Below are 26111 nucleotides of genomic sequence, written 5' to 3' on the forward strand. Positions count from 1 at the left end.
CCGATCACACGCCGGCGCCACTTTCACAACACTTGCACGACAGGGGGCATCCTTACGTGCCTGGCCACTCACCCAAATATAGGGTTCATTCAGATAATCCTGGCGATATCCAAAACAGAGCAAGTTCCATCCCGTAACGCCAACGTATGCGTCAATAGCCCCATCGATGGTGCGCCTTCTTTTGCGTTCAGGGTCTGTAGCGGGACGCGTTCCACCGAAACCAAGGCATCCACTTCAAAACCGATCTGGCTGTCGGTCAGCCGCACGACGATCACTGGCCCAGGACCCGCATCATCCCTTTCCTGGCCCAGCGCGCGTCCAAGCGAATGCAGCGCAATCGTCTTGCCACGATGAACGATAAGCGACTGACCCGCGCGTGCCCCCGGACAGGCGATACGGGACGTACTGACTGGCAAGATTTCCACGACGTGTTCGAGTGGGACTGCAAAGCGCCCGCCTCCGAGCCGGACAAGCAGAAACGGCCGGGCGCGGCACTCGGCGCCTCCATGCTCTCCCAGGTTGGTGGAACCTGCCATCGAACCGGCCCCTGCCTGTTCGATACCTGCTTCCTCCAGGCACGCCAGTTGCGCCAGTTCCGGGCATTCCTGAAGGCTCTTGGGCTCGACCACCAGCGCCAGCTTGTCCCCGAACTCGTAAATCCCTTGAAAGAACCGCAGGCATTCCAGCTCCGCCACTTCAAGTGGGCGAATGTCGGTGTCGCTCATAGACAGCATGTCCTGGGCACTGTCGATTTGCAGCGCCACCAGCTCTCCATCTGCCATGCGCAGGACGAGGCAGGCGGCCTGCGCCGTCCGGACCACTTCCCCCAGCCCAAACAAACCGAGCGTATCGATCACGGGAACTTTCCGTCCGTTGTAGGCCAGCATTCCGATCCATAGGGGATCGGCAATCGGGCAAGGGGAGAGATTGGAATGGGGCATTGTTGCATCGATCGATGCGGCTGCGAACGCGAAAAGATGTCCCCCGACCGAAGCGAGCAATCGCGGTGTTCCGCGCTCGCGTTGGCTCGTGAGGGCCTGCACGCGCGAGCGGGCCCTGGGCAGTCCGGACAAGCCGGCCAGAGCGGCGACATCGACGACCAGGCCACTGCTGTCCTTGTGCACGAAGGCAGCCGGAGCGACATGCGCCTTACCCGTCCCGTCGCGGCGAAGCGCGGTCAAGGCATCCTCACCAAGATCGGCAACGCCACAAATTTCCGTAATCCTAACGCTGAACGTATCGTCCTGATGCTGGAGCACGAGGACGACGCACTCCTCCTCGTTGTCGTCGTCGGCCTCGAGCCCATCAGCGCCCACTTGCAGCAGAGAGCGCAGATCCAGCACCGGAATGACCGCACCACGCAAACTGAATGCGCCGAGCAATTCAGGCCGTGTGCGCGGCCAGGCGATCAGGTGTCCGGGAAAGGGGACGACTTCACGGATATTGCCGATCGCAAAGGCAGCGAAGAGTTCGCCCGCACGCACGATGCCATACAGTCCCGGTTGGACATCGGGCGAAAATGCGGTTTCCAGGCCAGGCTCAGGTGTCGCCGAAGGCTTCGACACACCAGTGGACGCCAAGTCTGGCGGGAAGCCCTCGGCTGGGGCCTCGACTTCGCCGTACCTCCCGTATCGCGCCACGTACCGCATCGCCGCGACGCCCTCAGGCCTGCGCCGTTGCGTTGGAAAGCTTGCGGATCAGTTCGACAACTTCGCCGGAAACCTCGCATTGCAGTTTCGCCGAGTCCGAGATGGCCGCGATGGCTTCACCCGTGCTGTGGACCGACCCTTCGATATCCACGAAGGTCACGCGGGCTTCCTGCGAACGTTCGCTCCCCTTGGAGATGCATCCCAGCGATTCCTCGATCAGGCGGCTGATGTCGCGCGCGGCTGTACTCGACCGCTCGGCAAGCCGGCGCACTTCGCCCGCGACGACCGAGAACCCCACCCCGTGCTCGCCCGCGCGGGCGGCCTCGATTTCCGCATTGAAGGCCAGCAGATTGGTCTGCCCCGAAATCTCCGCGATGACCTTGACGATCTCGGCGATGCCGGAGGACGATTTCTGGATCAGGTCGATCGCTTCGATGGCACGCTCGAGGGCATTGCTTCCCACCGAGGCATCCTGGCGTGTCTTCTCGGCCAGTGAGTCCGCGGCCGAGGTGGACGAATTGATGGACTCGATCGACCGGGTCAGGCGACCTACTAGCGCTTCCAGATCGGAGGCGCGTGCGATGATCTCCTGCTGCAGCATGACCTGTTGGGTAATGTCGTGCGCATACTTGATGATGCGTTCCGGTTCGCCGCGCAGATTGAGGACCGGGTTGTAGGTCGCCTGAATATGGATGTCGCGGTCGTACTTGCCGATCCGGTGAAAGCGTCCGCTATGGATTTCGCCCTTGTTGAGGACCAGCCAGAAATCCCGGTATTCCTGGCTCCGGATATAGTCGGGCGGGCAGAACATCGAATGGTGCTGCCCCTGGATTTCACGAAGGCTGTATCCGGTGATCCGCAGGAAATTCTCGTTCGCGGTAAGGACTTTGCCATCGAGATCGAATTCGATCACCGCCTGCGAGCGTTGGATCGCCTCGATGCGCGAACTGTGGTCGTTGGCCTGCCGCTTCTTGTCGGTGATATCGAGCGCGTATTTGATGACCTTGTAGGGATTGCCATTCAGATCGAGCACCGGGTTGTAGCTCGCACTGATCCAGACATCGTCCCCCGCGGCGTTGATCCGGCGGTATTCACCGCTGTCGCAGTCCCCCCGCGCCAGCCTTTCCCAGAATTGCGCGTAATCATCGCTGCCCTGGGTGGCCGGGTCGCAGAAGATGCGATGATGGCGACCGCGCACTTCCTCAAGAGTGTAGCCCATCAAGTTGAGGAAATTGCGGTTGGCGTTCAGGACGTTGCCCTGAAGATCGAATTCGACGACCGCTTGCGCACGGTCGATGGCGCGTGCGCGCCCCTCCATCTCGATCGCCTTGAGGCTTTGCACCGACACGTCCTGTGCGAACTTGACGATCTTGACCGGGCGCCCCTCGTAGTCGAGGATCGGGTTGTAGGTGGCCGTTATCCAGACTTCCCGACCACCCTTGGCAAGGCGCTTGAACTGCCCGCTGACGAATTCGCCGGCGCGCAGTCTGCGCCAGAGTTCCGCGTATTCTTCCGAGGCCACATAATTTTCATCACACAAGATCGTATGCTTCTGGCCGACGATCGCCGAGCTTTCGTAACCGAAGATATCGAGGAAGTTCGCGTTCGCTTTCAGAATCCGTCCGGTCAGATCGAATTCAATGACAGCCTGGGATCGGTCGATGGCATTGGCATGCCCACGCGCTTCTTCCGCGGCAACACGCCGTTGCGTGACATCGACCGCCAGTTTCATGATCCGGGTTGGAACGCCTTCCTGATCGAGAATGGGATTGTAGCTGGCCTCCAGCCAGATGTCGCTGCCGTCCTTGCGATGTCGACGGTATTCGCCCTGGTCGAATTCGCCTCGGCCCAACTTTTCCCAGAACTGACGATAGGCCGGACTGGTGGTATAAGCTTCATCGCAGAAAATGCTGTGATGGCGTCCGACGATCTCGTCGAGCGAGTACTGCATGCAGCTCAGGAAATTCTCGTTAGCCGTCAAGATCCGGCCAGAGAGATCGAATTCGACGATCGCATAGCCACGCCCCATTGCGGCCGAGATCGACGCGGCATACGCTTGATCGCGCTGCACCTTGGTCACGTCCTTGGCATATGCCAGAACCGAAATGAGCTGGCGCTTCTCGTCGCGCGTGGGAACGTAAGTCTCCTCGAGCCAGATGATGGAGCCATCAGGCTGGACGAACTGGCGAATGAATGCCGTCTCATCCCGATTGAGGAGAGCATTCCAATCCTCATCCAGTTGCTCCAGCGAAATTCCTTGCGCTGCGTAGAGATCGGCAAACGAGCGGCCGACCAGTTGAGCTTCCTCGGTGCCGCGGTAGTCACAATAGCGCGAGTTGGCGTGAATCAGTTCGCCCTCGGGGCTGAACTGGCAAATCGCGAAAGCATGGTTGATGGCAAAGAAGCGATGTTCAAGCAGCGCGGCACTGGTGGCGATCTCGGAAAGATCATTGTTGAAAGCTTGGTCTGTCATTGATTGGACCTGCGCACAGAAGGGTTAGGTCGCGTATATCGAACCGCATCCAAGGTAATGAAAAACCCGGACTAAGCACTTCCACGAGGCTTGTTCTATTTTCACAGATGCAGATTGCCGAAACGCCAACCCGCGACCATCGAAATGACCGTGCGAAGCTGCGTCCTCGCCAACTGGGAAAGCCCTTGGCTCCAGCGGTCTGTCTTGGCTAAAACTGACGCATCTCACGCGTTCGGCGTCCGCTTTCAGCGCTGGATCGCGGAACGGATTCCATGTCCATCCCACCCCTTCAAGACGGCCAGAAGGGCATCCTGCGCAATCATTCAATTGCGAAAGCAATTCTCAACATGCCAAGGACAACAAGCGGGGAATCGGATTGGCCACCCGAATTCTGGATGATCTGGAAATCAGGTTGGATGGTCAGACCGGGTAGGAGTTCGTCCGTAAAGGTGATCTCCACGCCACGCTCGAACCTGGCTGGCAAGCGTCCCTCTGCCGATACGAGGGCGCGCTGAGCCTGGTTCGTCCAAGCCGCATGCACTCCGATCGAGAGGGCACTGGCCGGCCTCTGCGCCAACATGGGAGCGAGCAGCACTCCGGCCTGCGCGCTCGCCTCGAAAGGCGTCGCCTGCCCCTCGATCCATCCGCCGCGAACGAATGCGGAGAGGCTTTGGTCGGCCTCGCGCGATGTCAGCCGCGCATCGAGAAGGGCATAAACACCCCAAGTCTTCTGCGCCAGGCGATTGCCGTCGGGTTGGGTCGCCCAGAGATGATCGTGCGCCTTGGTGTAAGCCCATCCTCCCAGCGCGAGCTTGAGGCCGTCCTTGTCCAGCCCGGCCTCGGCAACCCCAAGCAACCCTTCGTGGAAGCTGAAATCGACGCCATGCGGATCGCCCCAGCTGGCCGCGTCGGCATCGACCAGGGCGGCGCGCAAGTACTGCCCCCGGTCACCGATCGCAACCTGGCCTCGCAGGGCCAGCGAACTCGATGGAAAGATCGAGGGGCCATTCACCCCGGACCCGGCCAATTCCGAGCCGATGCCGAAGGGTGGGGACAGGAGCGTGCCGGCCGATTCGGTCACGTAGAATTCGCTGTTGAGATCGAAGAGCCCGACCAGGAGCGACCCCTTGCCCAGGTCTCGCTCGATCCAGGCCTCGAAGAGCCGGACGCCGCTTCGTGCGACCTCGATGTTGTTGAACCCCTCAAGGCTTCCCACGATTTCGTTCGGGCGGGCCCCGTGGTTGCTCAGGACATAGATGTGGGACCGTGTCGATGCCCACCCCGCCAGGGTCTCGAGGTCCGCATCCAATATGACGTCGGTGTTTTCAAGGACGCGCAGGCGACGGTCGCCCGGGCCCGACAGGATGGACACGACGTCGATCGTCTCGGCAAAACCGAAGTCGAGGCCGGGTGCCGCCTGGACCTGGAGCGGTGCCAGAAAGCCCGCCAGTACCAGGATCAGGGCCGCCCGCATGGTGCCTGCCCGCCAGCTATCACGCGGCCAGACGCGGGCCAAAGCCCGAACGCGAGGCCGGACCGGCATTTCCGGCGCCAAAGTCGAAAGCTTCCAGCTTTTGCGAGACGTCCTGTGTCGCGGCATAGACTTGACGCGTCGCGGCGGAGACTTCCTCGGCCAGGGCGGCGTTGGCCTGGGTGATCTTCTCCAGTTCCTTGGCGCTTGTATCGATGCCGCTCAGCGCTCGCGCCTGTTCCTGCGCCCCATTGCTGATTTCGCGCATGGTCGTGGATATGCGCTCCATGCGCTCGACAATCGCGACCAGCGCGGCTCCGGCCTCGCGCACAAGCCCCACCCCATGGCGAATTTCGTCTCCTGAAAGCGTGATGAGGTGCTTGATCTCATTCGCCGCTTCGGCCGAACGCTGCGCCAGCGCGCGCACTTCGGTTGCGACGACCGCAAAGCCCTTGCCCGCCTCGCCGGCGCGAGCCGCCTCGACACCGGCATTGAGGGCCAGAAGATTGGTCTGGAAGGAAATCCCGTCGATGGTGGTGATGATCGAGACGATCCGGTTCGAGGATTCCTCGATACGGTCCATGGCTTCGACCGCGGACTGGATGACGGTTCCACCCTCGGTCACTGCAGAATTGATGGCGAGCATCTCTTCCTGGGCTTCGTTGACCGATCCGGCCGCATCACCCACGCCCCGTGTCACACCCGAGATGGCGCTGGCCATATCCTGGAGCTGGCTCGACTGGCGCTCGTTGCGCTGCGACAGATCGTCGACCGAGGCGCTGATCTCGCTGGCCGTGCCGATCGTCGCGCCGTTGGCTTGAAGGACCATCTTGAGCGTTTGCGAAAGCGCATCCATCGCGGTGTTGTAATCGCGGCGCAAGCTGGCGAAGCCGCCGCCCATTTCGTGCTCGATGCGGCCTGACAGGTCGCCGTCCGCCAGGCGGCGAAGCGCCGAGCCGAACGACGTGATGATCGTTTGCTCCTGATCCTCGCGCGCCACTTGCGCGGCGTTCAGGCAATCGCGCAGGGTCTCCGCCGCACGCGCCAGATCGCCCATCTCATCATCCTTGTCCGCCAGAGGGACATGGACCTCCAGTTCGTTACGCCCCAAGGCGTCGAGGGCGCCACGGATCGCGAGTATCGGCGAAATGATGTGGGCCTTTGTCTCGCGCCAGACCAGGATGCTCACGGCGAGGATAAGGCCACCGCACACGAAGGTGACGACGAGGCCGATGAGGTTGGCGAAATCCGCCGCGTTGCGTGTTGCTTCAACGTTCTCTTCGACCTTGTCGGATATGTTCGACATTCCGCCTTCGAGTGTTTCGAAGCGCTCGATGAAAGTCTTGTACTGCGCCGGGGACGTGGGCCTGCGCGCATCGACGGCGCCGATCAACTGCTGGCCGGACTCGAGATAGGCCGCCACGTCGGCCTCGACGGTCCTGGCGGCCTGCTGCACGAGCGGGCTGTCGGAATATTGAAGGGTCCGCGCGATGTGCGCCCGGAAGGACTTGGCATCATCGGCGAAATTCTGGCTGAATTGGTCTCCCTCGACAGCGCCGGCGGCGGAAGCGAGAGCGCCCAGGACATCACCGCGGATGGTGTCGTGCAGCATGTCCGCTTCCATGTGGTTGCGCAACACCGTCACGGCCGCATCGACCCGGGCCAGGGCAGAGCGTTGGTAAGCTCCGACCAGTCCACTCGCGATCCCCCACAGGAGCGTTGCCGCCAGCAACAGTCCGAAGCCGCGCTTGGTACGCGACGAAATGCTTGAGGCATGGCGCTTCACATGGATGGCTTTCGCAACAGGAAATTGAAACGCCCGAACAGCAAGAGCCGCTCTGCGTCTGAGACATCCTATAAGATTGAAGCACTTGAAGGCTGGCTAAGACGCGGGATCGGGGTTATCCCGAGACATTCCATCAGCTTTGGTCAGAATTGACCTGTGCAAGGGCTGCACCCCCGGCAAGCAAATGCGCTCCTTGCGCGAAGATATCGCGAGGGGGCAGCCCGAGTAAGGGTCAGACCTGCGGGTCTTGGGCCACGGCGCTCTGGTACGGGGCAGGATGCCGTGGAGCGCGACGAGGTAGGCGCACGAGGGCACCGCGAAGATCGGGCCTTAATTGCCCAGGTTCTCGAGGATCGCGCCCGCGTAGCGCACCTGCAATTCGAGCTTGAGCGTGGGCAGCACGAGACGCTCGATATCGCTGAGCACGACCGCGGCGAAGAGCAGGCCGCAGACCACCCCGCGAAACCGCCCCGAGGGTCTGGGCAAGCTTGCCTGCGCCGGGCGCGCGGGCAGCGTGTCCTTCTCCGCCGCGGCGGGTACGACGGCGGCTCCGGTTATCGCCTCACCAATTGTACATCGTGCCGTCTTCGAGACGGTTCACGGGCAGGAACGCCCGGCTATAGGGGTATTGCGCGGCCAGTTCCTCGTCGAGCGCGATGCCCAGTCCCGGCGCCTCACCCGGGTGCATCATGCCCTGCGCGAAGGTGTAGGCGTGCGGGAACACGGCGTCGGTCTCAAGGGTGTGGCGCATGTATTCCTGGATGCCGAAGTTGGGCACCGAAAGGTCGAAGTGCAGCGCGGCGGCCATCGCGACGGGCGTGAGGTCGGTCGCCCCGTGGCAACCGGTGCGCACCTGGTAGAGATCGGCCAGCGCGGCGATGCGGCGCAAGTGGGTTATCCCGCCCGCGTGCACCACCGTGGCGCGGATGTAGTCGATCAACTGGTTCTCGATCAGGTGCTTGCAGTCCCAGATCGAGTTGAAGATCTCGCCCACCGCCAGCGGCGCGGTGGTGTGTTCGCGGATCAGGCGGAAGGCGTCCTGGTTCTCCGCGGGCGTCGCGTCCTCGAGCCAGAACGGCCGGTAGGGTTCGAGATCACGGCCAAGGCGCCCTGCCTCGATCGGCGTCAGCCGGTGGTGGATATCGTGCAGGAGATGGATGTCCCACCCCAGCGCCTCGCGCGCGGCGGCGAAGAGTTCGGGCACCACGCGCATGTAGCGCGCGGTGTTCCAGACGTTCTCGCTCGGCAGGTCGGCGTCCGCAGGCTCGTAGAAGTACTTGTCCTTGGAAACGCCATAAGTCGAGGCCATGCCCGGCACACCGCACTGCAGGCGGATCGCCTTGTAGCCTTGTTCCTTGTATTCGAGCGCCACGCGGACGGTGTCCTCGATGGTGGTCCCGTTGGCGTGACCATAGACCATCACGCCCTCGCGGCTCGCCCCGCCCAGCAACTGGTAGACCGGCAAGCCCGCCAGCTTGCCCTTGATGTCCCACAGCGCCATGTCGACCGCCGCGATCGCGGTCATGGTGACAGGGCCGCGCCGCCAGTAGGCCCCACGGTAGAAGTACTGCCAGATGTCCTCGATCCGGTGCGCGTCGCGACCGATCAGACAGGGTACGACATGATCGGCCAGATAGCTCACGACCGCCAATTCCCGGCCGTTCAAGGTGGCATCGCCAAGGCCCGTCGTGCCATCCTCGCACGTGATCTTGAGCGTCACGAAGTTGCGTCCCGGGCAAGTCACGATCACCTTCGCATCGGTTATCCTGGGCATTGCGGTGTGTCTTCCTTGTATGGGGCGACCGTTCGATCCCGGCCGCCTCGAAATTGCATCAATGGGTGTGAGGAACAGGCGTGGCCTGCAGGCGGAGTGTGTCGAGCGCGATGCCGGTGCCCGTTGCCGTGATCGCGATGCGATGGTGGCCGGGCGATAGGGTACCGGGCACCGCCAGCCAGAGTCGGTTGTCGAGCACCCCTTGCGTCCAGGCCGCGCTTCCTGCGGGATGCGCAAGCTCCAGCGCCTGGGGGGCACCGTCGTCGATCCGCACCGAAAGGCGCAACGTGTCGTCGGCCCGATCATCGGGAAAGAGCGGCAACAGGCCGAGCGCAAGCGGGCGCGCAGGCCCCTGCGGCACGGTGACATCGAGCGCCAGCGTCGCGCCGGCTGCCCGGGCGACGAGCGATCCTTCGCCGTGGCCAAGGCCCTCTACCCGCCGCCAGCCCTTGGCCGGAGCCATGCCCGTCTCGGGCTCGATATCGAGGGTCGCGGAATTGCGTCCCGCAGCGCCGAGCGGTGCCAGCCCATCCTTTTCGGCAACGAGACCCGCGACCGGAACCGAGGCAGGTTCGAGCCGGTAGTCGCGCCATTGGTCGTCCGCCGGCTCAACCGCCAGGATATGGCGCCACTTACCCTGGGCAATGTCTTCGTTGTAGCGGCGGGTCAGCGCAGTAATCTCGGCATCGGCGCTGCGCGCCGCGGCGCCCGCCGCGCGGGCCAGCGCCGGATCGGTATCGATGAAGGCGGCATAGCGTTCGGCGCCGAAGAAGCGCCGGTTCGCCGCCGCAGCGGCCTGCACCGGATAGCCCACGAGTTCGAAGAAGCTGTCGGCCTGCTCGGGCCGCATCGCCTTCGCGGCGACTTGCGCATCGAAGGTTAGCTGCGCAAAGCGGGCCAGCCTGTCATCGACCGCGCGCGAGGTCAGCGCATAGCGCCCTGCCACTTCGAGACCGGGCGTGTTCTTGCGCGTCGGACGCTCGCCCGGCAGCCACCACTGCAGGTGCTCGGGCCGCCGCTCGAAATTGAGGCGGAAATGCCGATCCAGCACCGAGCCCACCTGTGCGCCATGCTCGGCACCGAAGGTGCGCCCCGCCCAATCGGCAAGAAAGTCGGCCTGGCTGCGGCCGCGCCAGCGATCAATGTCCCAACCCATCTCGAAGAACAGGTCGAGGCCGATCTCCGCAGGCTTGATGTCACCCGCATTGGCGATCCACACCGAGCGTGCGCCCTTGTCCCAGGCGCGGGTCATCTCTTCCTGCACGAGTGCGGGCGGCGTGGTGTAGAGCCAGAGATAGGACATCGGCGCGCCGAGGTAGGACAAGTGGTAATAGACCCCTGCCCCGCCGCTGCGGGCGCGTTCGCGCGCGTCGGCGAACTGGCGGATGTAGCCGAAATTGTCGTCCGGCCACAGGATCGTGACCTCGTCGGGCACCGAAAGGCCGCCGCGGTAGATGTCGAGCACTTCCTTGTAGGGCATGAAGACTTGCGCGCGGCGTTCTTCGGGCACGTCGCGCGCAAGCATCGCGCGCTGGTCAGCGATCACGGTATCGAGCAGGTGAACGCGCTCGGCCAGCGTGTCGGCGCCGACCATGCCGCTATCGTGGATGCCGCGCATTCCCAGCGTCCACAAGTTCTCATACCCCGCGTTGCTGCGCACCCGCTCCTCCCAATAGGCCGAGACGCCCTTGGGGTTGGTCGCGTAGTTGAAGTCGGCGCTGGCGCCCGTCCATTCGCCCACGTTGTTGCGCAGCATCGGCTCGGCGTGGGAGGAACCCATCACGATGCCGTAGCTGTCGGCCAGCCTCGCGTTTTCGGGGTCGGAATTGAAGGGCGCACTGACCTTGTGCATCGCGGGCCACAGCGTATTCGCCTTGAGCCGCAGCAGGAGCTGGAAGACCTTCTCGTAAGTTCGCGGTCCGATGTTGCCGCGCGCGGGATCGAAAGTCTTTGCCGCCCAGGGAAAGAGGCCCCAGTCCTCGTCGTTGATGAACAGGCCCCGGTACTTGACCGAGGGCGGGCCGAAGCGCCGCGTGCCCGCGGGCACGGTCACGCTGTCGTGGTGCGCTGGCACCACGTCGGCCCACCAGGTCCAGGGCGAAACGCCCATCGCCTCGCTCAGTTCGAACAGGCCATAGGCGGTTCCGCGCCGGTCACTGCCCACGACGAGCAGCGTCGCAGCGCCCCTCGCCTTGTCGGCAGGCACGACGGCGATGATAAAGCTTTCCCAGGCACCGCGCAGCCGTGAAACGTCGATCGCGCCCGCACGGACGAGGGCATCGACCGGCGCGCTATGGCCCAGCGTTCCCACGACCACCCGCGCGCCGGAGCCGCTGGGCGCGTCCGCGCTGCGTACGAGCTCGGGCCGGGTGCCGCCCACCGCGGCAAGATCCCCCGCAAAGGCATCGAGGGCATGCCAGACGACCGCCGCATCCTTGGGATCGGCCACGAGCCGTGCCGGAATTCCGCCGCGCACGAGCGCGAAGCCGGGGGTACCGGGAGTGAAAGCCAGTGTGAAGGGCGCCGGTTCGGCGGCCCGCGCCCTGCCGGTCACGCCCGGCATGATCAGCAGGGCGAACGCGGCAAGGGCAATAAGTGTGCGAGGAACGATCATAGCTTGAAGCGGGCCCCGAACTGGAACCGCCGGTCCTGGACCAGCAGCGCCTTGGGTCGGTAGGTCACGCCGTAGTATTCGCGACGTTCGGGTGCGGTCAGGTTCTGCGCATCGAACGTGATCGCGATGCGGTCGGTCAGGTCATAGGACAGCGAAGCGTCGAGCTGGGGCTGCGCGTTGGCATAAAGCGGAAGCCCTCCCGAACCGCCGCCATTCGTCGATTCCACGAAGGAGCTACGCCAGTTGTAGGCAAGGCGCGCACTGAACCCGCCCTTCTCGTAGATGCCCACGAGATTGTAGCTGTACTTGGACAGGTTTTCGAGCGGCACCGTCTGCCCGACCACCGCCGTCGGCGCCGCGCTGGAAACGTAAGTGAAGTTGGCCTGCAATCCCAGCCCATCGAAGGGCGCGGGCAGGAAGTCGAAGAACTGCTGGTAGCCCAGCTCGATGCCCTTGATCTTGCCGCTGTTGCCGTTCTGCGGGCGCGAGACCAGGAAGGTCTGGCCGTCGTGGAGCTCGTTCTGGACCACGTTCTGGATGAACCCATCCACCCACTTGTAGAAGCCTGCCCCGTAGAGCAGCCCACCATGCGGCATGTACCATTCGAGCGAGACGTCGAGCTGCTTGGCGCGCAGCGGGTCGAGCTCGGCGTTGCCCGCCGAACCGGTCAGGTAGTTGTATTCGAGCCGCAAGGCCGGATTGAGCGAGGAGAAGGCCGGACGTGTCAGCGACTTCGACGCCGCGAAGCGCAGGAATACGTTGTCTTTCAGCTTGGCCCGCACGTTGATGCTGGGCAAGGCGTCGGTGTAGGAATTGTCCTGGACGACAGGCGCATAACCGCCATCGGCAAGGCCGACCGCGCTATGCCCGACATCCTTGGTCGTCACCACCCGCATGCCCAGGTTGCCGTCGATCGGGATCGCGAACAGATCGAAGGCGAATTCGCCCTTGATGTAGCCTGCCGTAGTCTTCTCGGTGAAGCTGTAAGTGTCGGTCGGGACAAGCGCGGGCAGTTCGGTGCTGTAGCCAAGACGCTCGCGGATGGCCGTGTAGTTGCGCACGAGATCGGCGTCGCTCGTCAGCCACTGCCGGATCGAGAGCCCGTAACCGGGGAACAGGTCGTCGCGGGTCAGGACTTGCGTGTCGGCATAGTCCGCGGCCGAGACACCCGAGGCATAAGTGTAATTGTCCGAGAGCGCGTAGTAATCGACATCGCGCGAGGCATGGCGGAAACCGATCTTGATCGCGGTGAGCCCGGTGTCGCCGATTTCGAAGCGCGCGTCGAGGCGTTGGGCCCACTGCGAACCCTTGGTCCGGGAGAAATTGTAGGAAAGTCGGTCGAGCTCGAAATCATTGATATTGGTGGGATCGATCCCGGTGACCGAGATACGCGGCAGGAAGCCCGTCAGATCGAGGTCGTAGGTGTCGGTCAGGCCGCGAATGCCGAATTCGTCGTAATAACTCGTCGCGCGGCTGCTGTTGTAGCTGATGTCGCCCGTGACCTCGACCGCGTCGCGGGTCCACTTGCCGCCCAGCGCGAACTGGTAGGTCTCGGTGAGGTTGTCCTGGACATAGGTGCTGGTACGGAAACGCGCGTTGGTCCATTGCCCCTTGGCGACGGTCAGACCGTCCTCGGCGAACTCGAAGGGCCCGACCGCGACCGCCGGCGAGGCGCGCAGGCCCGCAGTTCCGGTCAACGCGTAGACGAGCTGGTTGTCCTCCTTGGAATCGTAGCGGGTATAAAGTCCGTCGAGATGGAATTCGAGATCGGGGCTCGGTGCCCACTGCAACGATCCATTGAGGCCGGCTTGCTTGCGGTTGCCGTAGGTATAGCGCTGTCCCACATCGGTGGGCGCGACGATGTCGTCGTCGGGGTCATCCGGGAATACCCCGTCACCATCGCGGTCGTAGAGATCATAGCGGTCACTGTAGGTGCCGACCGCGTTGCGATCGATGCGGTAGCCGAATTCCTGATAGGAACCGCCGAGCAGCAATCCGATGTCGCCGATGCCGGTGGTCCAGCGGTCGCTGACGAGCAGCGAGGCGTAAGGCTTCACCTTTTCGAGCTTGTCGGTGTACTCGCCCTTGACGCTGCCGCTGAGTTCGAACCCGTCGAAATCGAACGGACGGCGCAGGCGCAAGTCGACGGTGCCGCCCAGCCCACCCTCGATCTGATCGGCCTGGCTGGTCTTGTAGACGTCGATCCCGGCCACCAGTTCGGCCGGGATGTCCGACACCGTCAGCGTGCGCGATCCGGCGGTGAAGATGTCGCGCCCGTCAAGCAGGGTCTGGACCTGGCTGAGGCCGCGAATGGCAATGCCGCGCCCCTGGCCCTGGCTGCGCGTGATCTGGACGCCGGTGATGCGCTGGAGCGATTCCGCCACGTTGTTGTCGGGCAACTTTCCGATGTCCTCGGCCACGATCGAATCGACGATGGCGCCCGAATTGCGTTTGCGATCCGCCGCGCTGTTGAGGCTGGCGCGCATGCCGGTCACGATGATCTCGGGGGCGGTGACTTCCGACGGACCCGCAGGCCCCGCCGCTGCACCGGACGCCTGCCCCGCTGCGTCAGCCCCGCTTTCCTGCGCAACCGCCGGCGCCGCGACGGCAAGCAGCGCCACGCCGGACAAAAGGCCGCCGAGTGTGGAATAGCCCATCATTCATCCTCCCGTTCTTATCTCGGGGGACATTACGGAAATGTAAGTTGGCCCGTCAAGTCTGACAGACCAATTTTACGATATTTGCAAGCCTTCTTCCATTTTGGCCTGCCAGATCAATCCACGCAGACCTTGCCAACGACACTCAGGGGCCGATCTGGATTTCTTCAACCGAAGTGGATTGCGGCCCGTTTGCGCAATGCGGCGCTGCGCGACTTCGCGGCAGCGATGTCGTCGTTCTCGGTCATCGCAAGCAGGTGGTCGATGACCCGTTCGAGATGCGCACGCATCGCCTGGCGCGCGGCGAGAGCGTCGCGCGCGCGCAGAGCCTCCAGGATCGCCCGGTGCTCGTCGACCCGTGCGCCCAGCCCGAGCCCGCGCGCACGGTGCAGGATCGAGCGCGCCAGTGGCGCCCTCTCGCGCATGTCCCACAGGTCGCGCACCACCGCTTCGAGCGCGCCGTTGCCGCTCGCCTCGGCGATCACCTGATGGAATTCGCGGTCTGCCTGCTCGCCCTTGATTTCGTCGGGATCCTCCATCGCCTCAAGCAGTTCCGCGAGGCGTTCGAGCTGGGCGTCACTGGCAAAATGCGCAGCAAGACCCGCGATCTCGCCCTCGAGAAGCCGCCGCGCCTCGATCAGCTCGAAGGCCCCGACGTCGAGCTCGGAAGCACTTGCGCGAATCGGCATCCCGTCGACGACATAGATGCCCGAACCCTTGCGCATCTCGACCACGCCCAGCATCTCGAGCGCGACCATGGCCTCGCGCACCGTCGTGCGGCTGACCGAGTTCTCCTCGGCGATCTCGCGCTCGGAAGGCAAACGCGTCCCCACCGGGTAGGCCCCTGCGTCTATACCCTGCTGCACGGCATCGATGACCTTGCGGTAGAGCTTCTCCGACTTGCCCCCAAGCCCCGAGGCTTCCCTTGCCCGATCCGCCTCAGGCAAGGAACTCACCCTTTTGGCCATGTAGAAATTCTCCGATTTGACAGACGGCTTTCACGCTACTGCGAACCGCGCCAGAACACCACCTGCGATAGCCGCGCTTGCCGCGTGAACCGCGAATGCGGAGGGGAGCGTCAGCTGCCGCCTGCCGCGCCGGCGTCATGCACGAAGATTTCGACCTGCGCCGGTTCGAGACCCGCCGAACGGGCCACGACGCTGGCCCGCCCCGCCTTGCCCGTCGCCTCGACGATCGCCTGGGCCAGGGCATGAAAGACACGGCGCTCGGGCACCTGGTCGGGCTCGTGGCTGGTGGGATCACCGTTGCCCACGCCCAGCAGACGGATCGGGCCGGTCAGATCGAAAGTGATGTGGCTGTCGGCATCGGGCACCGGTGTCCCTTGCGCATCGACGACCTCGACCCTGAGCACGGCCAGGTCGTGCGCGCCCGCCCGCAGGCGCGGCGCTAGCGGCCCGGGAACCTCGCTGGCAAGGCGCAGCGCCGCCGGGGCACCCGCCGTGCGCCGCACGTCGCCGGCGATGCGGCGCCCGCCGGTATATCCGTGCGCCTCCAGGATTCCGGGAACGTAGGGCACCTTCCAGACGAGATGGCGGTTGCGCGGCATCGCCTTGCGTCCGAGGCTGCGCCCGTTGAGAACGAGCTCCACCTCCTCGACGTTCGCGTGGACCCAGACCTCGACCGGCTCGCCCTTGCCGCCAGCCCCGGCCTTTTGCGGCCAGGTCCAGTGCGGCAGGAGGTGGACCAACGGTTGGTCGGGCCGCCACCAGGCGCGGTAGTAGTAATAGTCGTCCTTGGGAAAGCCGCATAGATCAGCGACGCCGAAGTAGCTCGAGACGCTGGGCCAGGACGGATAGGGCGTGGGCTCGCCGCGGTAATCGAACCCGGTCCAGATGAAACCGCCCGCGATGTTGGGACTGTCCGCCGCGATCGTCCACCATTCCTGCGCGGTCGAGGCCCACCAGGGATGTTCGGTGTCATAAGCCTGCACGATGTGCCCGGCAGGATCGTTGGCATAGGCGCCGCGCGTCGCGACGGTCGATCCGGTCTCCGACCCGATCACCGGGACATCAGGATGCGCGGCGTGGAAGGCCGCGATCTGATCGGTGCGGTAGTTGAAGCCGACGACGTCGACCGCGAGGCTGGCGCCCTCGCCCCAGCCCCTGTCGAAGGCCTGGGTGGTAAGCCGGGTCGGATCGAGCTCCCTGGCGCGAGCGGCCATCGCCGCGGTGATGCGGCGGCCACGCTCGCTCGCCTGCTGGGGCTCTTCGTTGCCGAGCGACCAGAGGATCACGCTGGGATGGTTGCGGCTGGAAAGGATCATCCGTTCCAGTTCGCCCATCGCCTCGGGACTGGTCGAATTGAGCCGCGCCTCGGGGATCATCATCACCCCGGTCTCGTCGCATAAGTCGAGCAGGGATTGCGCGGCGGGATTGTGCGCCATGCGCCAGGCGTTGACGCCCATTTCGCGCATGACTTCGATCCGCCAGGCGTGGAGTCCGTCGGGAATGGCGGTTCCCACCCCGGCGTGGTCCTGGTGGTTGCACACGCCCAGCAGCTTGCGCGGCGTGCCGTTGAGAAGAAAGCCGCGCGCCGCGTCGAAGGCAATCGCGCGCACACCAAAGCGCGTCGCGACACGGTCGACACGCGCTCCGTCCACGACGAGCTCGCTGACCAGCGTGTAAAGTTCGGGCGTTTCGGGCGACCACAGCCGCGGCGCGGCAAGGCGCGCCGTCCCGCTCCATTCCCCTTCGCCCCGAGCGCCGAGGTCGATCTCGGCGGGCGGGAGCGTCAGCACCGTGGCGCCATCCGGCCCCTCGATGCGCTGCTCCAGCCGCGCGCGCACCGGCGTGCCCGCCGCATTGGCGAGGGCAACCGACACCGTGACCCCCGCCCCTTCTGCATCGGGCGTGGCGCGCACGCACACACCCCATTGCGGGATGTGGACCGGGTCCGCGCTGACGAGGTCGACATGGCGGTAGATGCCCGCCCCCTCATAGAACCACCCTTCCCCCAACGTCGCATCGACGCGCAGCGCCAGCAGGTTGGGTCCCCCCTCGTAGTCGAGGAAGTCGGCGATATCGACACGGAAGGGCGCGTAACCGCTGGCGCTGCCTCCCACGACATAGCCGTTCACGAACACGATACAGTCGCGAAAGACCCCGTCGAACTCGAGCCAGACCGCGCGCCCCTTGTCGGCGGCCGAGACGGGCAGCGCACGGCGGTACCAACCCACGCTGTTCTCGGGATAGGCACGGCCGATCGCCTTGAAGCCATGCGCCGCGACCGCATCCGCCTCGGCCTCGGGAACAGGCTCGCGCGGCGGAGCGTAGGGCAGGTTCACCGCCCAGTCGTGCGGCACGCGCACTTCGGACCAGCCATCGGCATCGAAGTCGGGCATCGCGGCGTCGGCAGTCTGCGCGCCAGCCTTGGCGAAAGTGCGCTGGTTGCGCCCGAAGCCGAAGTCGCGCGTCATGTCGGTGGCGTGCCCAAGATGGAATTGCCAGCCCCCCGCGAGACGCTCAACGCGCCTTGGCGAACGGCTATCGGTCAAGCCCGCTCCAGATGCATGCACCGGAAACGATAGAGTTGCGGCCGTCGAAAGCGCCAGGGCGGCTTGCACCGCAGATCGCCGATCCATTGGCAGTAATGCGCCAGCGGATTCCACCGATCCCCGAGCACGACACGAACGGTCGTCCTTGCGCCGCATGTTTCCCCTCCCCCTCCAATTCAAATTGGTCCGACACATCAGCATGAATTGGCCTGCATTGTCCAGAGATCGTTCGGAAATTCTCGCGCTCGGATTGGGTTCGACCAAAGCCGTGCAAAGGCAGAAACAGCCAACCTTCGACGCAAGGACCAGAACCGACGGGGGCCGGAGAGTTCAATGGAGCGTACGCCACTTCGCTATTGGTCAATTCGCAAAGCCTTTTACCGCGGCCATCCGACCGGCAAGCGCGGACCCCAGTCTGCTCTGCTGCCAGCCCGGTTCCGGGCCGTTGCACCTGCTGATCGACAGCACGGGCATCAAGGCGGTGGGAGGTGCAGGCGCAAGCATGGTCCCTCCAAACGGCGACAGTGGCGCAGAGTTCGCCTGGGTGTAGACGCCGGATCGTTGGAGATCCCGGCTTCCGAAGTGACCGGAAGCCGGGTTGGCGGCTTGGAAGGGCACGGCGGAAGCGATGGACATAAAGGCCAAAGGCTGCTCTGCGACCGATTTTGCGCAGCAAGACCCCTGCGACCCCAAAATCAGAACGTCGCGCCAACTTCCAGGAAGTCTCGCATGCGTTGCTCGACGTCATCATTGGCAGGGCTGTAGATCATCATCACCAGGTCCTGTCGTCCTTCTACGGCGAATGTCGAGAATTCCAGTTCGAGCTTGCCGAGATCCGGATGATGAAGTCGCTTCACCCCGGAACCGTTGCCAACCACTTCGTTGTCGCTCCAGAGAGCTGCGAACAGGGGGCTCATCGCACAGAGTTCTTCGACGAGCTGCCGGATTTCCTGCCCCGCTCCCGCTCGTGCAGCGTCGGCCCGGAAGGACCCGACCACGAAGCGGGCGATACCCAGCCAGTCCTCCTGCGCCGCCTGGATGCGGGCACTGGAAAACAACAGTCGCAGGATGTTGCGGTCCTTTCGAGGAAGCGCTCCATAATCGGTCATGATCGTAGCCGCGGCGCGGTTCCAGGCGACGACATCCCAGGTTGCGGTGCGGATGATCGCAGGGCTGACCGGCATGGCATCAAGAACACGCTGAAGGCGCGGCGTGATCGCCTCGAAGGGATTGTAGCGCGCCTCGGGGGAATGCCCCAGCGCCAGAAAATAGAGGTGCTCGCGCTCGGGTTCGGTCATCATCATGCCAGCGGCGATGCGTTCGACCACATCCGCCGACGGGGCTCCCCCGCGCCCCTGTTCGAGCCAGGTGTACCACGTGGCGCTGATATTGGCGCGCTGGGCGACTTCCTCACGGCGCAGACCCGGAGTCCGCCGGCGGCTCGTGGGATAGCCGAAGCTCGCCGGGTCGAGACGCATGCGCCGATCGCGCAGGAACATGCCGAGCGCGTTGTCCTTGGGTGAATTCATGACTGCCTGTTGATCATTATACCCTGATAAAGACACTACTTTAACAGGATGATTGAATCGATGATATCCCGTTCCAAACGCATTTGGAGATATATCATGCGGATATTCCTGACCGGCGCGACCGGTTTCATTGGCTCACGCATCCTGCCTGAACTTCTTGCCGCCGGCCACGAAGTGCTCGGCCTCGCGCGATCCGAGGATGGGGCAAGGGCTCTTGCCGAGGCTGGCGTGCGTGTCCATCGCGGATCACTGGAAGACCTCGCGAGCATGCGTTCGGGCGCGGAAGAAGCGGACGCCATCATCCACACCGCCTTCGACCATGACTTCTCCCGTTTCGTGGAAAATTGCGAGAAGGATCGCAAGGTGATCAGCGCTTTCGGAGAAGTTTTGAAAGGCAGTTCCCGTCCCCTCCTGATTACCTCGGGAACGGGTATCGGAATTCCGGACGAAGGTGGCATTGGCCTCGAAAGCGTCGTCAACTTCAACCATCCGAACCCCCGCATTGCCTCGGAACAGGCCGGACAGGTGTTGCTGGAGCAAGGGATCAACGTGTCCGTCATGCGCTTGCCCCAAGTACACGACACGAGCCGACAAGGCCTCATCACGAGCTGGATCGCCATTGCGCGAACGCAGGGGAAAGTCGCCTTCGTCGGTGAAGGCGCCAACCGCTGGCCGGCTGCCCATGTCGGCGACGTCGCTCGCCTCTACGCGCTTGCGATCACCCGGTCGGAACCAGGTGCGCGCTATCATGCGGTTGCCGAAGAAGGGGTTCCAGCCCGAGCCATCGCGCAAGTCCTCGCCGATGGGTTGGATCTGCCGCTGGTTTCGCTCAGCCGTCACGAAATGCAAGACTACTTCGGATGGCTTGCCATGCTCGCAAGTGAAGACATGCCCGCCTCCAGTGCCAGAACCCGCGAAATTACCGGATGGGTGCCGACCGGCCCCGATTTGCTGACCGATCTCAAGGCGATGAACTACGCGGCCAATCCCCTCTGACAGCGCTGCACTTTTCTTCATGGGAACCGGGCCGCAGACATCTCTTTGTGGTCCGGCACCCAGTTCGCAGTTATGCTTGCATTCGTGCGTCCTGATGCGAGCGGCGAACCTTCCGGATAGGAATTGTCATGCGACACTGTCTTCCTATGGTAATGATTATTGCCGCGGCGATCCCGGCCAGCGCACAGGCCAGGAACTACGATGCGGTGGCCGCTGCACCCGGCAGCCATCACATCCTGCTGGAAGATGAGAGGATCCGGGTACTGCGGGTAGAGGTGGCCGCCGGCGCGACGGAACCCGTACACGATCACCAATGGCCGAGCCTCATGTATTTCGAGCAACCCCAGCCAATCACCTATATTGAATACAAGCTCATTGACGGCATCCCGGTCGAGACCAGGCGCGTCGATGCGCCTGCGCTCAATATCGCCCAGGCCGTGCGGGTGGAACCGGAGGGGCTTCACGCGATACTGAACCGCGGAACCAAGCCGTTCCTTGCGCTGAGGGTCGAGTTCAAGAACGACCAGTCGTTAGATAACCGATAGGCAAGGCCGCGGCCACCGCACCGGCGACAGCAATTCGGGTTGCGCAGGGACCGGTTCGGAGACTGACGCTTGCGCAACGAACGGCGGCGATGGCCAAGGCGCAATCCTGAACGCGAGGTGCGATGCCTTGATCTTACCCATGTGACAGTCAAGCCCAGGCCCGAGGTCAACCCCAGCCGGGCAATTGCCAAAGGCTGACTATTTGCTTCGTTGAATTTGTTCTGAAATCCTGTTCGCGTACTGGTCTTTTCAACCTGGCTTCGACACTATGCCGCACCGACAGGCGAGGTCGAAGGGGTAAGTCGATGCGTAAGAGGTACTTTGGCTGGGCAGCGCTGCTGGCTTGTGCGTCCATCCCGCTGGCGGCGCAAGACGCGCCGTTGCCCGCAAAGGAGAACGCGCAGGGCGACTTATCCATTTCGATCTACAATGGCGACGTGGCGCTGGTGCAGGACATTCGCACGCTGACCCTCGGCAATGGACGCGTACGTCAGGACTTTCCGGACGTCAGCGCCCAGATCCGCCCCGCGACGGTTTCGCTCACCATCGCCGATGCGGCGATCGTGGAACAGAACTTCGATTATGACCTGCTCTCCCCTTCCAGTCTGATGGAAAAGGCAATCGGAGAGACGATCACGCTGATCCGCACAAATCCCGCCACCGGCGCCGAGACGCGCGAACGCGCCCGCGTGCTGGCGGTGAACGGCGGCGTCGTCCTGAATATCGACGGTCGGATCGAAGTGTTGCGCGACGATGGCCTTCCGGTTCGCGCCATATTCGACGAGGTACCGCAATCCCTGCGCGCGCGCCCGACTCTCTCGGTAACTCTGGCCAGCACGCGCTCGGGATCGCGGCCGGCGACGCTGACGTACCTCACGGGTGGTCTGCGCTGGAACGCGGACTATGTCGCGCTGTTCGATGACAAGTCCGGCAAGATCGACGTGCAAGGCTGGGTAACGCTACAGAACACCAGTGGCACCACCTTTTCCAACGCGAAAACCCTGCTGGTCGCAGGGGACGTCGGAAGCTCCGGCGATGCGCCCATGTACGCGCCGCAGCCGCGCCGCATGACACGCACCAGCCCCGGCACCGAAAGCGCCTCGCGCGAGCAACTGGGCGACTTCTATCTCTACCCGCTGGCACAACGTACAACGATTGCGGACAAGCAGACCAAACAGGTCAGCTTCCTGGACGTGAAAGGCGTGTCCGCCAGTTCGGGTTATCGCTTCGAGAACGGCTGGCTCGCCAGCGCGAATGAGGCGCGCAGTGCGCAAAGCGTGTTGACCTTCGCCAACTCGGGCGCGGGCGGCCTCGGCGATGCCCTTCCCGCGGGAACCGTGCGCGTCTACGTGCGCGACGCCAGCGGACAACCGCAATTCACCGGAGAGAACGCCATCGGCCACACGCCGCAAGGCTCCACCATCGCTTTGCCGACGGGCGACGCTTTCGACGTGAAGGTACAACCCGTCGTGGTGACGCGAACCCGGATCAACCCCAATCGCTGGCGCACCCAGATGCGCTATCGCCTCACCAATGCACGTTCGCGCGGCGTGACGGTGGAACTGGTGCAGGGCGGACTCGACTGGAGCGATACGCGGGTCACCGAGGAAAGCCGCAAGAGCGAGCGCCGCGACGCCGGCACCGCCGTCTGGGAGGTGCCGGTTCCGGCGAACGGAGAGGCCGTGGTCACCGCGACGTTCGACACCCGCTACTGATGGCCCGGCTCCATCTCGCCGTCATCCTCGCGGCCGCGGCCTTGCCATCCGCTGGCACAGCGCTGGATGGCCGGATCGTCGTCTCGGCCGGTCCCGCGCGCGTGGCACTGACTGTCTATCGCGCACCCTATGCCCGGGGCGAGATCGACCGCGCGAACCCCCGCGGCTTCGCGATGATCACCGAAACCCGCAAGGTCCGCCTGCCACGCGGCCGCGTGGAACTTCGCTTCGAGGGCGTCGCCGAGGGCATCGTACCCGTCAGCGCGGTGATCGAGGGACTACCCGGCGGCACGATCGAGAAGAACCGCGATGCGCGCCTGCTCTCGCCTGCCTCGCTCGTCGACGGGACACTCGGCCGGGAGGTAACGATCACCCGTACGGACAAGGCGACCGGCCGCGTCACCAGCGAGGAAGCAACGATCGTCGCCGGCCCGCAACAAGGCGTCGTCCTGCGCACCGCCAGCGCAATAGAGGCGCTGCGATGCTCCGGCCTGCCCGAAAAGCTGGTATACGGCGGCATTCCAACGGGTTTGTCGAGCAAGCCGGTACTGAGCGTGACGACCGACAGCCCCTCCGCCCGCACGGTCACGGTGCGGCTAAGTTACCTCGCCTCCGGTTTCGATTGGCGTGCGAGCTATGTCGCGACGCAGGCTCCCGATGGTCGTAGCCTGGACTTGTTCGCGTGGCTGACGCTGGCGAACGGCAATGGGCAGGCGTTCACCGAAGCCGAAGTGAACGCCGTCGCAGGACGCCTCAACCGCGTTGCCACCCCGCAGTTGCAGGCTTCGATCGCACGCCTGCGCCTTTCGTGTTTCCCGCTTGGGACGACGACCTCCGACCTGCCATCGCACACTGCGCCGCAAGAGGAGATCATCGTCACCGCTCAACACCGGCTTAGAGGGGCACCGCCGCCACTCGCCATGGCAGCGCCCGCACCACCCGCGCCCCCTCCCCCTCCTCCGCCAGAGGATCTGGGCGACCTGAAACTCTACCGCGTGCCCGAGCGCGTCAGCGTCGCGCCGCACGCGCAGAAGCAAGTCGCGCTACTGGCGCGGGAAAACATCCCGTTCGAACGCCGCTATCGCCGAGCTGTCTTTGCCGGGCAGAGGCTGGACGGCGCGCCGACCGCGATCGTGCTGGCCCTGCGCAATGAACGTGCCGCAGGGCTTGGCCTTGCCCTGCCCCAAGGCACGACGGCACTTTACGCGCAGCAAAAAGAGAGCCGTCAGCTTCTGGGTCTTGGCACGCTGACGGATCGGGCCGAAGGCGAAACCTTTCGCCTTTCCGCCGGCACGAGTACGCAAGTCCTGGCAACGCAGAAGGTCGTATCGCAAAGGGAAATGCTACTAAGCATCACCAACGCCAACCCCTTCCCGGTCCTCGTGGAAATCCCGATCGGCTCGCCCGGACAGAAGATCATCTCGCAGGATGAGAATTTGCCGCAGACGGACGGGATCGCCACCTGGTCACGATCGCTTGCTGCCGGGGAAGAAGCCCAACTTCGCTACGGCTACTAAGCTATGACGCCCCTAATCCAAGACACCGCTTGAGGGTCATGACGCATGCGCCTGCTGCTCGGCCTCTGCCTTGAGCATCCGGGTCAACCCCAGGCAAATCGCCAGCAAAACGAGCGCGAACGGCAAGCCGGTGACGATGGCTGCCGTCTGCAACGCCCCTAGCCCACCGGCATAGAGCAGTGCGCCGGCCAAGATGCCGATAGCGATGGCCCAAGTCACGCGAGGCACAAAGCGCGCCTCCTGGTGCCCGCCCGAGGCGATCATCGCGGTGACCAGCGCCCCGGAATCGGCCGAGGTCACGAAGAACGTCGCCACGATCAGGATCGCCAGGCCCGAGGCGATCGTGCTGAACGGGAAATGGTGCAGGAAGGCGAACAGCGCATCGGGCATCGAGGCGTTGACCGCCTGTGACAGCCCGCCCGCGCCGAACAGCTCGATGTGTAGCGCGCTGTCCCCGAAGATCGTCATCCAGGCAAAGGTGAAAAGGCTGGGCACCAGCAGTGTCCCTGCAATGAATTCGCGCACCGTGCGCCCATAGGAAATGCGCGCGATGAAGATGCCCACGAAGGGCGACCAGCTGATCCACCAGGCATAGTAGAACAGCGTCCAGGCGCTCTGCCAGTCTTCCTTGGTGTAGCTTTCAGTCCAGGTTGAGAAGTAGACGAAGCGCTGCACGTAGTAGCCGATGTTCTGGATGAAGCTGTCGAGCAGGTAAACCGTCGGGCCGGTCACGAAGACGAACAGCGCCAGCGCGAGGGCAAGCACCATGTTGCCCTCCGACAGGCGCTTGATCCCGACATCGAGGCCAAGCGCTACCGAAAGCGTGGCGAGCCCGGTGACGACGACGATGATGATCGCCTTGACCATCCCGCTGTCGGGCACGCCCGCAAGCAGCGTGAGCCCGGCGTTGATCTGGGAGGCACCGAATCCCAGCGAGGCGGCCACGCCGCAGACCGTCGCGGTGATCGCCAGCACGTCGATGGCATCCACCAGAACAGTCGGAATGCGTGGAAAGGCGGCCCGCAGGAACGCACCGATGCTAAGCGTCAGGCCCTTGTTATATGAGATGTAGCCAAGTCCCAGGCCGATGATCGCGTAGACCGCCCAGGCGTGCAGGCCCCAATGCAGGAACGTCAGGCCCATGGCGTGCTGCGCGTTGCGGGCCAGGCCTTGAGGCAGCGTCGCACCCGGGTTGGAAAAGGCGGAGATGGGCGGGTTGGAAAAATGCATGACCGGCTCGGCCACGCCGTAGAACAGCAGCCCGATGCCCATGCCCGCGCTGAACAACATCGCGAACCAGCTGAGCGCGCCATAGGCCGGCTTGGCGTCACGCCCGCCCAGCCGCACGTTGCCAAGCCGCGTGAACGCGAAATAGGCACAAGCGATCAGGAGCACGTTGACCGTGCCCACCAACAGCCATCCGAAGGTGTGCGTGGCCCAATCCTGAATTGCCTGGAAACGTTCGGCCGCAACATCCGTGTCAAACAGGGCAAAGGCAATAAGCGCACCGATCGCGGCAATGGCACCAAAGAACACGGTCGGCTTGAAATCGGAGATGGGACTTGCTGCGTTGTCCGGTTGACTTGCCACCCGAGAAGAACTCCAAGTTTTCGACCCTAAGTTTACTTCCCTTTTCTTTGAGCATTGAAATACAAGTGCAAAGTAAAAAATAAGTAAAAGTCTGTAGTGAGCCGCATTGTAATGAGATATGCAATGTGCATTTTTGAGAACTTTTACGCATATAGTGCGTGTTGTGATTATGCAACGTTTCAAAATTCCAAGGCAATAATCTGCTCTGCCCGGTTGCCATAACGCTTCACATCGGTATGTGCTGACATCTGGGCGCTACATCAATTCAATCTTGGCCCACG

15 protein-coding genes and 3 pseudogenes are annotated in these 26111 nt (G+C 63.8%); 5 read left to right on the top strand and 13 right to left on the bottom strand.

The annotated features are described in order from the left end of the window. Positions 1-89 precede the first annotated feature (89 nt). From HT136_RS19110 to galA, 11 genes and pseudogenes are all read right to left on the bottom strand, one after another. Positions 90-1565, bottom strand: coding sequence for a chemotaxis protein CheW (locus HT136_RS19110; protein ID WP_214201431.1), 1476 nt, complete (start codon positions 1563-1565; stop codon positions 90-92). A 97-nt stretch (positions 1566-1662) separates the two neighbouring features. Next, positions 1663-3729: a methyl-accepting chemotaxis protein gene (locus HT136_RS19115; RefSeq protein WP_343222241.1), complete on the bottom strand. Its 2067-nt coding sequence runs from the start codon at positions 3727-3729 to the stop codon at positions 1663-1665. A 42-nt stretch (positions 3730-3771) separates the two neighbouring features. Then, a pseudogene (locus HT136_RS26730) lies at positions 3772-4122 on the bottom strand (PAS domain-containing protein); the annotation flags it as partial. Positions 4123-4441: 319 nt separating this feature from the next. Then, positions 4442-5596 (bottom strand): carbohydrate porin, encoded by a 1155-nt coding sequence (locus tag HT136_RS19120; RefSeq protein WP_214201433.1) that lies wholly within the window; start codon positions 5594-5596, stop codon positions 4442-4444. 19 nt (positions 5597-5615) lie between these two features. After that, entirely contained in the window at positions 5616-7379 is a 1764-nt protein-coding gene (locus HT136_RS19125; RefSeq protein ID WP_214201434.1) for a methyl-accepting chemotaxis protein, read from the bottom strand. A gap of 363 nt (positions 7380-7742) precedes the next feature. Next, positions 7743-7892: pseudogene (locus HT136_RS19130) on the bottom strand (MFS transporter); the annotation flags it as partial. 49 nt (positions 7893-7941) lie between these two features. Further along, positions 7942-9153 (bottom strand): D-mannonate dehydratase ManD, encoded by a 1212-nt coding sequence (gene manD / locus HT136_RS19135; RefSeq protein ID WP_214201435.1) that lies wholly within the window; start codon positions 9151-9153, stop codon positions 7942-7944. 58 nt (positions 9154-9211) lie between these two features. Further along, on the bottom strand, positions 9212-11767 hold the full coding sequence (locus tag HT136_RS19140; protein ID WP_214201436.1) for a glycosyl hydrolase 115 family protein: 2556 nt from the start codon (positions 11765-11767) through the stop codon (positions 9212-9214). Next, complete coding sequence (locus HT136_RS19145) at positions 11764-14427, bottom strand: TonB-dependent receptor (protein WP_214201437.1); 2664 nt, start codon at positions 14425-14427, stop codon at positions 11764-11766. The genes HT136_RS19140 and HT136_RS19145 overlap by 4 nt, the downstream gene beginning before the upstream one ends. A 164-nt stretch (positions 14428-14591) precedes the next feature. After that, the gene (locus HT136_RS19150) at positions 14592-15371 is read right to left on the bottom strand and encodes a FadR/GntR family transcriptional regulator (protein ID WP_214201438.1); all 780 of its coding nucleotides are present in this window, start codon (positions 15369-15371) and stop codon (positions 14592-14594) included. Positions 15372-15502: 131 nt separating this feature from the next. Continuing rightward, positions 15503-17938: a beta-galactosidase GalA gene (gene galA, locus HT136_RS19155; RefSeq protein ID WP_246543919.1), complete on the bottom strand. Its 2436-nt coding sequence runs from the start codon at positions 17936-17938 to the stop codon at positions 15503-15505. Positions 17939-18377: 439 nt separating this feature from the next. Here galA and HT136_RS19160 point away from each other — a divergent pair. Then, a pseudogene (locus HT136_RS19160) lies at positions 18378-18541 on the top strand (IS5/IS1182 family transposase); the annotation flags it as partial. Between the two features lie 92 nt (positions 18542-18633). Here the strand turns inward: HT136_RS19160 and HT136_RS19165 are convergent. Beyond that, positions 18634-19467, bottom strand: coding sequence for a helix-turn-helix transcriptional regulator (locus tag HT136_RS19165; protein WP_214201440.1), 834 nt, complete (start codon positions 19465-19467; stop codon positions 18634-18636). A 48-nt stretch (positions 19468-19515) separates the two neighbouring features. Between HT136_RS19165 and HT136_RS19170 the strand changes: the two genes are divergently transcribed. From HT136_RS19170 to HT136_RS19185, 4 genes are all read left to right on the top strand, one after another. Beyond that, positions 19516-20463, top strand: coding sequence for an SDR family oxidoreductase (locus tag HT136_RS19170; protein WP_343222242.1), 948 nt, complete (start codon positions 19516-19518; stop codon positions 20461-20463). Between the two features lie 152 nt (positions 20464-20615). Then, positions 20616-21008 carry a hypothetical protein gene (locus HT136_RS19175; RefSeq protein ID WP_246543921.1) on the top strand — a complete coding sequence of 131 codons (393 nt, stop codon included), beginning with the start codon at positions 20616-20618 and terminating at the stop codon, positions 21006-21008. Positions 21009-21313: 305 nt separating this feature from the next. Next, positions 21314-22723: a DUF4139 domain-containing protein gene (locus tag HT136_RS19180; protein ID WP_214201442.1), complete on the top strand. Its 1410-nt coding sequence runs from the start codon at positions 21314-21316 to the stop codon at positions 22721-22723. Beyond that, positions 22723-24240, top strand: coding sequence for a DUF4139 domain-containing protein (locus HT136_RS19185; RefSeq protein ID WP_214201443.1), 1518 nt, complete (start codon positions 22723-22725; stop codon positions 24238-24240). Before HT136_RS19180 ends, HT136_RS19185 begins: the two co-directional genes overlap by 1 nt. Positions 24241-24276: 36 nt before the next feature. On the opposite strand, the gene HT136_RS19190 is transcribed toward HT136_RS19185, so the two are convergent. After that, positions 24277-25830, bottom strand: coding sequence for a BCCT family transporter (locus tag HT136_RS19190; RefSeq protein ID WP_214201444.1), 1554 nt, complete (start codon positions 25828-25830; stop codon positions 24277-24279). Positions 25831-26111: the final 281 nt, after the last annotated feature.

Source organism: Novosphingobium profundi (assembly GCF_018491765.1).
Taxonomy (GTDB): Bacteria; Pseudomonadota; Alphaproteobacteria; order Sphingomonadales; family Sphingomonadaceae; genus Novosphingobium; species Novosphingobium profundi.

What these genes read in the sequence shown, in the direction of transcription:
- HT136_RS19180 (WP_214201442.1), top strand. Translation starts at nt 21,314, where the DNA reads ATGCGTAAGAGGTACTTTGGCTGGGCAGCGCTGCTGGCTTGTGCGTCC.
- manD (WP_214201435.1), bottom strand. Translation starts at nt 9,153, where the DNA reads ATGCCCAGGATAACCGATGCGAAGGTGATCGTGACTTGCCCGGGACGC.
- HT136_RS19175 (WP_246543921.1), top strand. Translation starts at nt 20,616, where the DNA reads ATGATTATTGCCGCGGCGATCCCGGCCAGCGCACAGGCCAGGAACTAC.
- HT136_RS19145 (WP_214201437.1), bottom strand. Translation starts at nt 14,427, where the DNA reads ATGATGGGCTATTCCACACTCGGCGGCCTTTTGTCCGGCGTGGCGCTG.
- HT136_RS19120 (WP_214201433.1), bottom strand. Translation starts at nt 5,596, where the DNA reads ATGCGGGCGGCCCTGATCCTGGTACTGGCGGGCTTTCTGGCACCGCTC.
- HT136_RS19140 (WP_214201436.1), bottom strand. Translation starts at nt 11,767, where the DNA reads ATGATCGTTCCTCGCACACTTATTGCCCTTGCCGCGTTCGCCCTGCTG.
- HT136_RS19185 (WP_214201443.1), top strand. Translation starts at nt 22,723, where the DNA reads ATGGCCCGGCTCCATCTCGCCGTCATCCTCGCGGCCGCGGCCTTGCCA.
- HT136_RS19165 (WP_214201440.1), bottom strand. Translation starts at nt 19,467, where the DNA reads ATGAATTCACCCAAGGACAACGCGCTCGGCATGTTCCTGCGCGATCGG.
- HT136_RS19170 (WP_343222242.1), top strand. Translation starts at nt 19,516, where the DNA reads ATGATTGAATCGATGATATCCCGTTCCAAACGCATTTGGAGATATATC.